Origin of the sequence: Vibrio nigripulchritudo (assembly GCF_027924785.1) — a bacterium.
GTDB lineage: Bacteria > Pseudomonadota > Gammaproteobacteria > Enterobacterales > Vibrionaceae > Vibrio > Vibrio nigripulchritudo.
Genome location: NZ_AP027050.1, coordinates 1,166,562 through 1,180,049, shown reverse-complemented (window position 1 = coordinate 1,180,049; position 13,488 = coordinate 1,166,562). Strand labels below are relative to the sequence as shown.

The 13,488-nt window shown below is 44.9% G+C and carries 11 protein-coding genes; 3 read left to right on the top strand and 8 right to left on the bottom strand.

From position 1 onward, the window contains the following. Positions 1-14 precede the first annotated feature (14 nt). From phnE (QMG91_RS23710) to QMG91_RS23675, 8 genes are all read right to left on the bottom strand, one after another. Positions 15-818: a phosphonate ABC transporter, permease protein PhnE gene (gene phnE, locus QMG91_RS23710; RefSeq protein WP_281830542.1), complete on the bottom strand. Its 804-nt coding sequence runs from the start codon at positions 816-818 to the stop codon at positions 15-17. Further along, a complete protein-coding gene (gene phnE / locus QMG91_RS23705) occupies positions 818-1,603 on the bottom strand; it encodes a phosphonate ABC transporter, permease protein PhnE (RefSeq protein WP_281830541.1) in 786 nt (261 codons plus the stop codon). Before phnE (QMG91_RS23705) ends, phnE (QMG91_RS23710) begins: the two co-directional genes overlap by 1 nt. Next, entirely contained in the window at positions 1,591-2,361 is a 771-nt protein-coding gene (gene phnC / locus QMG91_RS23700) for a phosphonate ABC transporter ATP-binding protein (protein WP_281830540.1), read from the bottom strand. The genes phnE (QMG91_RS23705) and phnC overlap by 13 nt, the downstream gene beginning before the upstream one ends. Positions 2,362-2,439: 78 nt before the next feature. Beyond that, positions 2,440-3,477, bottom strand: a complete 1,038-nt coding sequence (phnD, locus tag QMG91_RS23695; protein WP_004409365.1) for a phosphate/phosphite/phosphonate ABC transporter substrate-binding protein — start codon at positions 3,475-3,477, stop codon at positions 2,440-2,442. A gap of 236 nt (positions 3,478-3,713) precedes the next feature. Next, a complete protein-coding gene (locus QMG91_RS23690; protein ID WP_281830539.1) occupies positions 3,714-4,928 on the bottom strand; it encodes a glycerophosphodiester phosphodiesterase family protein in 1,215 nt (404 codons plus the stop codon). Positions 4,929-5,073: 145 nt separating this feature from the next. After that, positions 5,074-6,420 carry a sigma-54-dependent transcriptional regulator gene (locus tag QMG91_RS23685; RefSeq protein ID WP_409351268.1) on the bottom strand — a complete coding sequence of 449 codons (1,347 nt, stop codon included), beginning with the start codon at positions 6,418-6,420 and terminating at the stop codon, positions 5,074-5,076. An 8-nt stretch (positions 6,421-6,428) separates the two neighbouring features. Then, positions 6,429-8,309: an ATP-binding protein gene (locus QMG91_RS23680; RefSeq protein ID WP_281830538.1), complete on the bottom strand. Its 1,881-nt coding sequence runs from the start codon at positions 8,307-8,309 to the stop codon at positions 6,429-6,431. 109 nt (positions 8,310-8,418) lie between these two features. After that, on the bottom strand, positions 8,419-9,309 hold the full coding sequence (locus QMG91_RS23675) for an endonuclease/exonuclease/phosphatase family protein (protein ID WP_281830537.1): 891 nt from the start codon (positions 9,307-9,309) through the stop codon (positions 8,419-8,421). Positions 9,310-9,585: 276 nt separating this feature from the next. On the opposite strand from QMG91_RS23675, the gene nrdD reads away from it, so the two are divergent. The 3 genes from nrdD to QMG91_RS23660 all read left to right on the top strand — a co-directional run bounded on the left by nrdD (position 9,586) and on the right by QMG91_RS23660 (position 13,478). Further along, entirely contained in the window at positions 9,586-11,706 is a 2,121-nt protein-coding gene (nrdD, locus tag QMG91_RS23670; protein WP_281830536.1) for an anaerobic ribonucleoside-triphosphate reductase, read from the top strand. Continuing rightward, the gene (nrdG, locus tag QMG91_RS23665; RefSeq protein WP_045964371.1) at positions 11,706-12,173 is read left to right on the top strand and encodes an anaerobic ribonucleoside-triphosphate reductase-activating protein; all 468 of its coding nucleotides are present in this window, start codon (positions 11,706-11,708) and stop codon (positions 12,171-12,173) included. The genes nrdD and nrdG overlap by 1 nt, the downstream gene beginning before the upstream one ends. A gap of 120 nt (positions 12,174-12,293) precedes the next feature. Next, positions 12,294-13,478: an amino acid aminotransferase gene (locus tag QMG91_RS23660; protein ID WP_281830535.1), complete on the top strand. Its 1,185-nt coding sequence runs from the start codon at positions 12,294-12,296 to the stop codon at positions 13,476-13,478. Positions 13,479-13,488 lie beyond the last annotated feature (10 nt).

Sequence of the window (13,488 nt, the reverse complement as noted above, 5' to 3'; positions counted from 1 at the left end):
ATTCGTTTTACTTTTTAAATCAGCTTTTTACGAATTTGGATAACTAGAGCTTCTGCCAGTACAACCACAACAAATATACTGAGTAGTACGACTGAAACCTTCTGCCATTCAAACAGGTTCTGAGCGTCGTTCAATACAACGCCGACACCGCCTGCACCAACCAATCCAAGTACTGCCGATTCGCGAACATTGATGTCCCAACGGAATAGCACAATGGAATAGAACGCTGGCATTACTTGAGGCCAGTATCCTTTTAGCAAAATACTTGTTGTTGATGCCCCGGTTGCTCGGAGAGCCTCTATGGTTCCCATATTGACTTCGGTAATGGCTTCAGCGAGCAATTTGCCTACAAAGCCGATGCTTCTAATCGCAATGGCCATTATTCCGGCTAGAACGCCTGGTCCAAAGAGGGCGATAAAAAGCAATGCCCAGACTAAAGAGTTAACAGAGCGAGAAGACACCAGGAAGAATTGCGCAATCCAGTTTAGTGTTTTGCTCGGTGTTATGTTTGGCGCATTGAGCAGAGCCAGCGGCACAGCAAACATTAGGGTGAATAGGGTGCCCAGCGTAGCAATGTGTAGGGTTTCGATTAGGGCTGCGTGAACAGTTTCTGGGTAGAAGGGATAATCCAACGGCACCATTCGCTCAAACATATCAGCAAATTGAGCTGGCGCGTCGTACAGAAACTCAGGAATGACCTCCACGGTTTGCCACGACCAGACCAAAGCCAGTACAAAGCAAAAGTAGGCGGAAAAGCGCATCAGTTTTTCTGATAGCGTAAATCTTTGCCAGTGATGATCGATATTCTGGGTGGTCATCAGAAAATTCTCCTCACAATGTTTGACAGGAATTCACCTATCAAAATCAACGAAATAATGGTGATAAGAATTGCCGCAACAAAATCGTAATCAAAGCGCTGAAAAGCGGAGAACAATGTTCCTCCTAAACCACCAGCACCTACAATCCCGACCATGGTGGAGTTACGAAGATTCGAGTCGAGTTGGTAGCTTGAAAAACCAATAAACCGAGAAAACACCTGAGGCATGACCGCGAACAACACGACGCTGGCGAAGCTTGCTCCCGTAGCGCGAATGGCTTCCACCTGCTTGAAGGAGATTTCTTCTATTGCTTCTGCAAACAATTTTGCGATGAAGCCTATTGATGCAAATACTAAAGTTAGTATCCCAGCAAGCGCACCGAAGCCCACTGCCTTTACAAACAGAATGGCAATTATCACAGGGTGGAAGGATCGACAAAGTGCGATAAATCCTCTTACGGGTGCGTTGATGACTAAAGGCATCATGTTTCTGGCTGCGAGTAAACCCAGAACGAGGGAGATAACAATCCCGAAGAAGCTGGAAATAATCGCAATCTGCAAGCTTTCGGCAAGACCACTCAGCAGCAAGTTCGTACGTGAAAAGTCGGGCGGAAACATGCGAGACAGAAGTCTTTCACTTTCACCAATACCAATCACTATTCGGTCAATGCTTATGCCTAAAGAAGAAAAACTGTAAAAGAGATACGCGAGAACCCCAATCCAAATGGCTTTGCTGGACCAGTGGCTTTTAAATGGATTCTCATGGTGATGAGTTAGTCCAGCCATGATTCCCCTCCATAGATGATTTTTAAGTCCTCTTCGGTAATGCCATCAGGATGACCGTCGTAGTGCACTTTTCCGCCACACATCCCTATGATTCGCTTGGCGAAGCGTTTGGCCAGATTCACATCATGAATATTCACCAGAACTGGGATCTGGTTCTTCTCCGCTAATTGCTCCATCAATTCCATGATTTCGACCGCTGTTTTAGGGTCAAGAGAAGAAGTCGGTTCATCGGCGAGCAAAATGTAAGGGTCTTGCATTACCGCCCGGGCAATTCCGACTCGCTGCCTCTGACCACCAGATAAACTGTCGGCTCGCTGATTTGCAAAATCGTATAAACCAACAAACTTAAGTAGTTCAAACGCATTGTTGATGTCTTTCTGAGTGTAGTTTCGTCTCCAGGCATTCCATGCACTCATGTAGCCGAGGCGACCTGTTAATACGTTCTCTAACACTGAGAGTCTTTCGACTAGATTGTATTCTTGAAATACCATGCCAATGTGACGGCGTAACATACGTAGTGGTGTACCTTGAAGTTTCGTTAAGTCCTTGCCGTCAAAAAGAATTTCGCCTGAAGTTGGATCGTTCAGTCGGTTGATACAGCGCAACAGTGTGCTTTTACCTGTGCCTGAAGGACCGATAATCGCCACAATGCCTGGTTCGTCGATCTGAATATCGATGCCTTTTAAAATAGGTTTTCCTTGGACATAAAAATGTTGCAACTCATTGATGGCAATGCCACGTGGACTCGCTATTGTCATCGTTATTTCCTTGTTTTTGAGAAAGCCTATGCCCTACCCATAAGGGCATAGGAAATAAATGAATATAGGATTAGTGGGTTAGTTGTTTGCCTGTTTTGCTAATTCAGCGGCTTTCTTTTTAGCGCGCTTAGCGGCCTCTTTTTCCGCCAGCTTTTTAAGCCCGGTTTTGGTGTAAGCGGTACCTGTTGCGTGTGCAATGTTTCGAATCACTTCCCACTCTTCTTTGTAGGTGATGGGAGAGAAACGGTCAGCACCTTTAAAAGTTGCGCTCATTTCCGGAGTGAAGCGGTAGGTGGAAAAGGCTTCCTTGATTTTGGCAACCAGATCAGGGTTTAGATCGTGTGAATATCCGAACGCGGAAGTCGGGAAGCGGGGGCTGCGGTAAATGATTTTCAGCTTGTCGGCGTCGACTCGACCGGCATCAACCATTCGGTCATACACATCTGAAGCAACCGGTGCCGCGTCATAGTCTCCATTGAATACCCCCAAGATTGACTGATCATGTTTACCTGAATAAAGCACTTTGTAGTCCTTGTCAGGCGTTATACCTTTGCTTGGGAACAGGGCGCGAGGAGCAAGGTTACCCGAGTTAGAAGATGCAGAGGTATGCGCAACACGTTTGCCTTTAAGATCATCCATGGTGTTAATACCACTGTCTTTACGTACGATCGTGATCAGGTTGTATCCCTGGAATCCGTTTTCGTCACCTTTTACCGCAATTGGCACATAGCCAGCTAAGTTTACGGCGTATCCCGTTGGACCAGTTGAAAAGCCAGCGACGTGCAGTCTACCGGAACGCATTGCCTCAACCTGTGCTGAATTAGAGTGCACCGTGTAGTAGATCACTCGCTTACCAGTAATGTTACTTAAGTGCTCCTGAAAATCAGCAAATGCATCTTTGTAGATAGCGGGATCTTCAACAGGAGTATAGGTAAATACCAGGGTACTTGGGTCTCGCCAGTCGTCTTTATTTTTTGGCGTGTCAGCCACAAGGTCATTGTTCTCATCGCAGTATCTGTCGTCGAGAACGCCTTTATGGTTACAGGTATCTGCCAACGCAACGGAAGGCAGGAGTAGGGAGGTAGCAATGAGCAGTCCTTTATATGCTAATTTCATCTTGAAACCTTTTGTTTGATTATTTGTAAAGGGTCACTATTGCAATAGCGAGGAGTGTGCCAATTAATTATTTCTTTAATATCAATGATATGTGGCTTGTTGGTATTTTGTTTTTTTACATTTGTGTCACATTTGTCCCTAAGGTTCTTCTGTTTTGGGTCAAATCTGTCCAGTCGTTTTTGAAACTAACATTAACTTGGTGAGAAGGCTGAAAATGCTCAGCCTTCTCAGAATAATTATTTTAAACCCATGCAGTTAGCGTAGTAGGTCACGGTTGAAGGCCAGTCGCTGAATACGCCCAACACACCAACATCCTGTGCTAACGTATCAAGCATAACCATCATGTCACCATCGTTGTTGATGCTGTCAGTAACGCTCTGGTAGTACCATCCGCCGCCATTATTTAATGGTCCAGAACGTTCCAGTGTCCATGTGATAATGTCTAGCCCTGCTTCTTTTGCCAGCTTGGTGTAGTCTGACGCGACGATGTGTCCCTTTTCATCAAGAGTTACCAGGGCATACATCGGAGGTGCGATGATATTAACTCCAGAGTCTTTAAGCGCTTTCATATCAGCCAAATCTGGTTTGAAACCTTCTTGATTGTAGACACGGTCATCCAAGTAGACGGCTTGCTTACCAAACTTAGGGTTGTGCTTAATCCAGTATTTAACGTCTTCTAAATTAAACGACTGAACATAGGCATCTTGCGCTTTGATTCCAGCAGCCTTCAATTCATCGATCAGCTTCTGTGCGTAGTCTTGCTGAGAGAACCCATTAAATGGCATTGAGACGGCGGGAGATTTGAGTTCAGGTGTGACTTTAACCCCATGCTGTTTGAAAAGAGCGACACTTTCTGCGTGTGTCATCAATGTACCGGTGCTGGCATAAAGATCGGTTCGCCAGCCTGCGGTCCCATCCATGTACTCTTCAACAGTGGTTGCCATAGGGTTGAAGCCATCCATCTTACCTTTAAGCGATTTGAACTCCGCAAGTGTAAAATCAGAGGTTCTGCATTCAGCCTGCGCTTTTTCTCCTGCTTCAAGGTTGGCAGGTTTAAAAGGAACGGTACATTTTTTTGCAAGTTCAGGAATAGCTAAAACGTTAGTCGTGGTATGCAGGTCGCTTTGAGAATGTCGGCAGACAAGCTCTTTATCCTTGGTAAAAGTTACGTCACATTCGAGCACGCCCGCACCCGTGCGAATTGCAGCCAGATAAGACTCTTTTGTGTGTTCAGGAAACTGCATCGCGGCACCGCGATGACCAATCGAAAAATCACTTCGGTAAAATGGCCCTGCTTCACAGGCTTGAAGCTTGGCTTTTAAAGGGCTTTCATCCATGTTGTCGACTAAGTACATAGGACGAGGTCCTAAATCGGCGGTGACTTTAGCCTGCGCTATTCCAGCAGTTAAACACAGGCAAACAAGCGCCGATCCCTTAAGTACGTTATTCATTGTTTTCTCCATTTTTTAATAGCACCTTGTGTGCAAATGGAGAATTGCAGAGGATATGCCAAAATTAATTTCATTGAAAAACAATGAGATAAAAATCCTATCGAATGATTTGGGTCAAAAATGTCTTAGGGTCAACAGACCTTAATCACTTCGACACCTTGAAGCTTTCCTTACTGAGTTGATGCTTTTTCATTTTCCGATAGAGCGTTTTTCTTGGAAGATCCAATATTTCAGACACATGGTTGATGTTACCATTCGAACTAACCAGTGCTTTTGTCAGCAAGTCTTTTTCGTATTGATCCATTTGCTCTTCAAACCCAAGAGCTTGTTGAGTTTTAGACTGATTCATAGGGGCTTGAAGGTCGAAACCATCACCCACGATGCCCAGAACAAAACGCTCCGCTACGTTTCTGAGTTCACGAACATTGCCCGCCCAGTCATGTCTGTGAAGTTGCTGTATGTGCTCTGGATACAGGCTCGGAGCACGGGTTGAATACTTTTCACAAGCTTTAAGCACAAAGTGGCGAAACAAACTCTGAAGATCTTCTTTTCGATCTTTAAGAGGGGGCAGATGAATACTCGCAATGTTTAGCCGGTAGAAAAGGTCGGCACGAAAATCGCCTGCATCACTGAGCTGTGCCAAGTCCACTTTGCTTGCTGCGACAATGGTTATGTTGACCGTGATTAATTCGTTGCTGCCCACGCGCTCAATCACGCGCTCCTGTATCACTCTTAGCAGCTTAATTTGAATAGCGATGGGCATGGTTTCTATTTCATCGAGAAACAAAGTCCCGCCGTTGGCCTGTTCAATCTTGCCAATGCGTTTTCGGTTAGCGCTGGTGAAGGCTCCGGCTTCATGACCAAACAATTCGCTCTCAATAATACTTTCACTCATGCCACCACAGTTGATCGCCACAAAGGGTTTGCTCCTCCTTTTACTGAAAAGGTGAAGTGCTCTGGCGATGACTTCTTTTCCGGTTCCTGTCTGACCGTTGATGATGGTGTCGACATTGGATTTAGCCAGTGCGAGAACCTGAGAGCGGATCAGCTCCATTTTGTTGGAGTCACCAATAATTACGTCCTCGATATGAGTGGATGATGGAAGGGGGTGTTTCTCAAGTTGTAACTGACGAGACTGACATGCCATGAGTAACTTTTCAGTCAGTGTTTCAGGCTCAAGAGGCTTTTCAAGAAAATCATAAGCGCCATTTTTCATGGCTTCAATCGCCATAGGAATGTCGCCATGACCACTCATCAGAATCACAGGAACGCCAGGTGCTCTGTTCTGAATAGCGGCGAGCAGACTCAGCCCATCAAGTGTCGGCATTTTTACATCACATAAAACTGCACAATTGCTTTCTGGTTTGAGTTGTTTTAAACCCAGTTCTGGGTCGGTATAAGAATCAACGTCAAACCCTTCAAGTTCCAGCATTTCGCTGACAGCGTCGACAACATCATGTTCGTCGTCAATAAGTAAGATAGTGTGTTTCATTGTAATCGTTATTGGTGTCGTAGAGTTAAAGTAAAAGTGGTTCCAGTTGTTTGGTTGGAATCGGCAGAAATGGATCCTCCAAAGTCTTTAATTATGTTGTATGCGATAGAAAGCCCCAATCCCAAACCATCCCCAGTTTCTTTGTTGGTATAAAAAGGATCGAAGATATGGGGGATCTCGCTCTCTTTAATGCCGCTGCCATTGTCTCTGACGGAAACGACAACGTCGCCATTTTGTGAAAGTGAGCCGGAAATCGATATATCAGGTTCGGGTGTGGTAGAAATGGCATCCAATGCGTTACCGAGAATATTGACAAAAACTTGTTCCAGTCGAATCGCATTGGCACTGACCATTACGTCAGGTAAATCCTTTACCTTAATGATGTTGGAAGGTGTCCGGCTTTCAAGTAATTGTATGGCATCGGAAATGGTGCGTTTTAGCTCGACCTTTTCCATATGCCCGTCACTTTTTCTGGCGAAGGCTCTGAGGTGTTTGGTGATTGATGCCGTTTTGGCTAGCAGCACCTGAATTTTTTCTAAGTTAGTGATGGCTTTTTCAGGGGAGTTTTTACCAAGCCACAGTTTGGCGCTTCTTACATGGCTGGTGGCTGCGGTCAGAGGTTGGTTAATTTCGTGTGTAATACCAACACTGAGCTCTCCGAGGGCGGCTAATTTCCCTGCCTGAATAAGCTCGTCTTGTGTTGATCGGAGTTTTCTCTCAGCGTTTGTTCTTTCAATAACTTCCTGTTCTAGTCGCTTGTTGGTCTGCTCCACTTCAATGGCGGTTTGCTGGAAGAACTGAAGATCTTTGGCCATTTCTGTTACTTCGTCGCCCCCTGAAATGGCAACTGGAGTGAGCAGATGCCCGCTCGAAATAGCTTTCATATTCATTTGAAGCTGCCTTATGCGTTGCAGAATGTTTCGCTGAACATAAAACCATGAGACGGCTATGGCAGCTGCTACGCTGATAAGAGAGAAAAACAAGGCGATTCGTTGATTCGCTGCCAGAGAGTGCCTGGCGGTATTCAAAGAGCGGTCGATATCCGAATTGACCGTGTTTGTGTAGCGCTCAATTTGGACAGCTAATTGGTGAAGGTGGGTATTACTGTTCTCAAGAAAGAATTGTTGCTGATATTGCCTGTCAATAATTTCGTCTTTTAGGGCAAACAGACGCCCACCTCGAGACGTGAGGTTGTGGATCACGGTAAGTTGATCATCCAAAGTCGGGTTTTGTAGTGAGATGGAACTGCTTTTCCATATTTCCCACCACTGGTCGCCAATTGACTCAAGCCTCTGAATTGTGTCATCCAGTTCATTGAAGCTGTTATCGTTGTACAACTTCTCAGCCAAGCCAGATTGATAATAGAGGAGCGAGCGAAAGGTGGCGTAATCTATGGATGCCTTATCCTGGGCTGAAAGTTCGTCCAGCGATTCACCAGCGAGTTCTAGCAATGGGAAAAGCCCTTCAAGCAGAAAATTGAGCTGAGAAGACAGTTGTTCGGACTGAGCTTCACTTTGAAAAAGCAGACTCAGGCTATTTCCGATTTGAGTAATGACGTCTTTGAAATAGGCATGATAGTCCGGAAACTGAACCATGACCTGATTCATCTCGCCAATGGCCTGGTTGATGTCGTCCATAGCGCGATTACGAGCGACATTGGAGTCTGCGGTTCCGAGCAGAGGTGCAGTGGAAATGATTAGACGGACTTTATCATTGAGTTTTGCTGCGTAGTCGAGTGCTTTTAGGTCAGTGTTATTCAGATGTTCCAGCCGGGTATTAATGTCCGAAAACGTGTAGGAGGAGAGTGCTGACACGATGAGAGTAGTCAGAGACAACATCGCCATTGCCAACGCAAGGCGCAACCCCATACCTTTCCATCGAATTTTCATAACGGCAACTTGCTTAAGCGAACAGAGCTCTATATGACCAACTTTAGCTCTTTTATTCTAGCGAAGTTACGGTTTTGTTAATGAAATTCGGCGCTGGGTCACCAAACCTTTAAAAGCTCAGGGTTGAAGTAAGGGGGCAATGATCACTCAAACGATAGCTTAACGCTTCTTTTTTACTGAACGTGATTTGCTTTGACTGACTTAAATTCAGATCTGAGCTGGAAACCACGTGGTCGATTAGGTTTCGGTATTGGTGGGTTTTGGTTGGGTTGGTTCGGGAGCGCACCCTACATTCAGCGGGTGTATTTTTACTGTTTAACACGACTCGCCCCTTGGTTCCTTTAGACAATATCTTCCACAGCCAGTCGTTTGGGTACGCGAGATTGTGATTAAAGTCGCCGATGATGACAAAGGACTGATTGTTAGTCAGCCTTTCCGTTATCCATGCGTTGATACTATTTCCCTGCTTAGCCAGTACTCGGCAAGCATCGGTCTTTCTTTTGGCGGCAAAACAGCCAGATTTTAGATGAATCGAGAGTAGGTGTATTGGTTTTCCTGCTTTTGGCTTTGCCACTATGTAGGTAGCAAACCTAAGCTTGTTGAACTGACCGGGAAGGAGATTCAAATCGTCAGGGTCACTGACCTCGATACCTTCTGATACTGCAAACCCTGTGTATTGGTTGATGTCTTCAAACTGAAGATCCTGATGCTTTTTTCTCGCCCTGTCTGAGAAATAATATTGGTATCCGGGTCCTGTTACCTTCATTAACGCTTCTTCACTGTCTACTTCCTGAAAAGAAAAAATGTGCATTGGTTGTTCCGATACTCTGGAAAAAACATCTCTTAATGCAACAAAATCGCGATCTTTACGCTGGCTTGGTTCAATTCGCTTACTTGGATTTGTTGTCAGCCACTCGATATTCCAGGTGGATAAAGTAAGTTCAGTTGCTAAAGCTGGGTAGTGAATGGCGGTAAGCAAAAAGAGTAAAAAGCGTTTCAAAATAGATAGACTATTGTTATTAGTATTTTTCAAAGATAATAACGAAATTTTAATAGATAAAGTATGACGTTTGGTTCGAATTTAATAAAGAATTCAAATGTGCGATCTTCGCCACTAAGATCGATTTGATCTTGCACTGTAGACATCGTTTGTTGATTTGGATCAAAACAGTCGAATAGGGCATCCCTTTTAATACGCCACAATATATTGTGTCTGTATGCGTTCATGTTGTGCATATAGTGTGTTTTTTGAACTACTCGAATACAAGGGGATACGGTGAATACAGTTGTCATTAAAAGGGATGGTGCAAAAGCACCTTTTGATAAGGAAAGAATCGTTGCCGCTGTTGAAAGTGCTTCACATACCGTTGATGAAGCCCTTAGCCGTTATGCCCAGCAAGTTGCCAGTGCGGTATACAATTCGTTAGAAGAACGAGACGAAATTTACATTCAGGACATTCAGACTCTGGTAGAAAATGAACTGATGCAGGGTCCATACAAAGGGCTTGCGCGTTCTTATATTGAATATCGTCATGATCGCGACATTGCGCGTGAAAAATCGAGTGCTTTAAACAAAGAAATCGAAGGACTCATCGAGCAAAGTAACGCCGACTTGCTCAATGAAAATGCGAATAAAGACGGCAAAGTGATTCCAACTCAGCGTGACCTTTTGGCTGGCATTGTGGCAAAACACTATGCCAAAACACACATTCTCCCACGCGATATTGTCCAGGCTCACGAAGCAGGGGATATTCATTATCACGATCTCGATTATGCGCCGTTTTTCCCTATGTTTAACTGTATGCTGATTGACTTAAAAGGCATGTTAACCCATGGGTTTAAGATGGGTAATGCTGAGATTGATACGCCTAAATCAATTTCTACCGCAACAGCAGTAACAGCGCAGATCATTGCTCAGGTAGCGAGCCACATTTATGGTGGCACCACCATCAACCGCATTGATGAAGTACTTGAACCTTATGTAATGGCAAGTTTTGAAAAACACTTAGACATTGCGAAAGAATGGGACATCCATAACCCTGAAGCTTTTGCCAAAGCTCGAACCGAAAAAGAATGTTTCGATGCTTTCCAGTCACTCGAATACGAAGTGAATACGCTCCACACAGCGAACGGTCAGACTCCCTTTGTCACTTTTGGTTTTGGTCTTGGGACAAGCTGGGCATCCAAACTGATCCAGCAGTCTATCCTCAAAAACCGTATTGCTGGTTTGGGCAAAAATCGTAAAACAGCGGTTTTTCCTAAATTGGTATTTGCGATTAAAGATGGGTTGAACCATAAAAAATCGGATCCGAACTACGACATTAAAACCCTTGCTCTTGAATGTGCTTCAAAGAGGATGTACCCGGATATTCTGAACTACGACAAAGTTGTCGAAGTTACAGGTTCGTTTAAAACCCCAATGGGTTGCCGCAGTTTCTTAAACACTTATGAAGAAAATGGGGAGCTTATTCACGAAGGACGAAACAATATCGGTGTTGTCAGTCTAAATCTACCTCGCATAGCGCTACAGGCAGAAGGTTGTGAAAAGCGTTTCTACGAACTACTGGAGGACAAGCTGACACTTGCACGACGTGCACTTGAGACTCGCATTTCGAGACTTGAGTCCGTGAAAGCTCGTGTTGCGCCAATCCTATACATGGAAGGAGCTTGCGGTGTGCGTTTACAAGCAGATGAAAGCGTCGCATCTATATTCAAAAATGGAAGAGCATCCATTTCCCTAGGCTACATCGGTATCCATGAAACCATGGTCGCGCTATATGGCGAAAATGAACACATGTACGACAGCGATGCCCTAAGAAACAAGGGAGTCGAAGTTGTTAAATTCATGAAGAAACGCGTCCAAGCCTGGACTGATGAAACGGGTTATGGTTTTAGCTTATATGGTACGCCAAGTGAAAACCTGTGCAGCCGTTTTTGTCGTATCGATACCAAAGAATACGGTGTGATCAATGGCGTTACCGACAAAGGGTATTACACCAACAGTTTCCACCTAGACGTTCAGAAGAAGGTTAACCCGTACGACAAGATCGATTTCGAGATGCCTTACCCTGAAATCTCAAGTGGTGGTTTTATCTGCTATGGTGAATTCCCGAATATGCAGCGAAACATCGAAGCGTTAGAAAACGTTTGGGACTACAGCTACACTCGCGTTCCATACTACGGTACGAATACGCCAATTGATGAATGCTACGATTGCAGTTTTACCGGTGAATTTGAGTGCACTAGCAAAGGCTTCACCTGCCCAAGTTGTGGTAACCATGATTCCACTCGCGTGTCAGTGACGCGTCGCGTTTGTGGTTACTTGGGAAGCCCTGATGCAAGACCGTTTAACTTTGGCAAGCAAGAAGAAGTGAAGCGCAGGGTCAAACACCTTTAATGAACTACCACCAATATCACCCCATTGATGTGGTAAACGGACCGGGCACACGCTGTACACTGTTTGTGTCCGGCTGCGTGCACCAGTGTCGCGGTTGTTACAACAAATCCACCTGGTCTCTCTGTTCTGGTCATCCATTCACACAAGAACTGGAAGACAAAATCATTGAGGATCTGTGCGACACACGCATTCCAAGAAGAGGGTTATCTCTGTCGGGAGGTGACCCGCTTCATCCTAAAAATGTACCTGATGTTTTACGTTTGGCGAAGCGTGTAAAAGAAGAATGCCCGTCCAAAGACATTTGGATGTGGACAGGTTATCTTCTGTCTGAACTCGATGCGCTTCAAAAAGAAGTGGTTGATTTTGTAGACGTATTAATTGATGGAAAATTTGAACAGTCGCTTGCCGATCCAAGGCTGGAATGGCGAGGAAGTTCTAACCAAATCATTCACTACATGAAAGTGTAAAACCTGATGTTCAGCGTCTGGCTTTAACTTGCTCAAACCAAACACAATTTCCTTTCGATTTTTTGTTGTAACAGTGTTAACGTGCTTACCACTATTGACTTTCAAAGGGTTGTGAATTTCATGTTATCTCATCTTCCGGAGCCTAAACAGGATCCGATTCTTTCGCTTTCTGTCGCTTATAGAAACGATCCCCGCAATGAAAAAGTGGATCTGGGCATTGGTGTCTATCGCAATAGCGAAGGGGCAACGCCAATTATGAAAGCAATCTCTCTGGCGCAGGAAAAAGTAACATCAACACAGACAACAAAAGCCTATGTTGGTCTTGCGGGTTGCGAAGAGTTCAACCAATGCATGGTTGATTTACTTTTGAAAGGCACATCGGCGTATGACAGGGTGTCTGTTATCCAGACTCCTGGAGCAAGTGGTGCCCTTAGAATGCTTGGTGACCTCCTTAAAGTTGCTCAGCCGGGCACTACGGTATGGCTAAGTAATCCGAGTTACGTGAATCACCAACCTGTTATGGAAGCGGCGGGTCTGAAAGTAAAACACTACCGCTACTTTAGCCCATCTACCAAGCAAGTTGATGTTCCGGGCATGCTTGAAGACATTTCAAAAGCAGGCAAAGAAGATGTGGTTCTGCTTCACGGTTGTTGTCATAACCCAACCGGAGCAGACATCGATTTTGATGCATGGAAAGCGATAACCGACATGGCAGTAAAACAAGGTTTTACTCCGTTCGTCGACATCGCGTATCAAGGTTTTGGTGATGGATTAGAGGAAGACGCAAAAGGTCTTCAGTTTATGGCAAACAACGTTGAAGAAATGCTGATTACCACCTCTTGTTCAAAGAATTTCGGTTTATATCGTGAGCGTACAGGTGCGGCAATCGTAGTCGGTAAGAATGCAAAGGAATCCGGGAATGCTAAAGGCAAGCTTCTTCAGCTGGCACGAGCAACCTATACCATGCCGCCTGACCACGGTGCGGCACTGGTCAAAACGGTATTGAGTGATGACAACTTGCGCCAGATTTGGCGTGAAGAGTTGCAGCAAATGCAGCACCGTCTTGTCTCCCTGCGTTTGGGCTTATGCGCGGAGTTAAAAAATACACACAACTCTGACCATTTTGACTTTATCCAGTCACACAAGGGCATGTTCACTGTGTTAGGCTTTTCTTCCGAGCAAATGCTTCGCTTACGAGAAGAATATGGGATCTATGGTGTTGGTGACGGGCGAATCAATATCGCTGGTTTAACTGAAAAAGACATCCCTTACGTTGCGAATGCGATATTTACTGTAGCAAACTGATAAGAGGGTG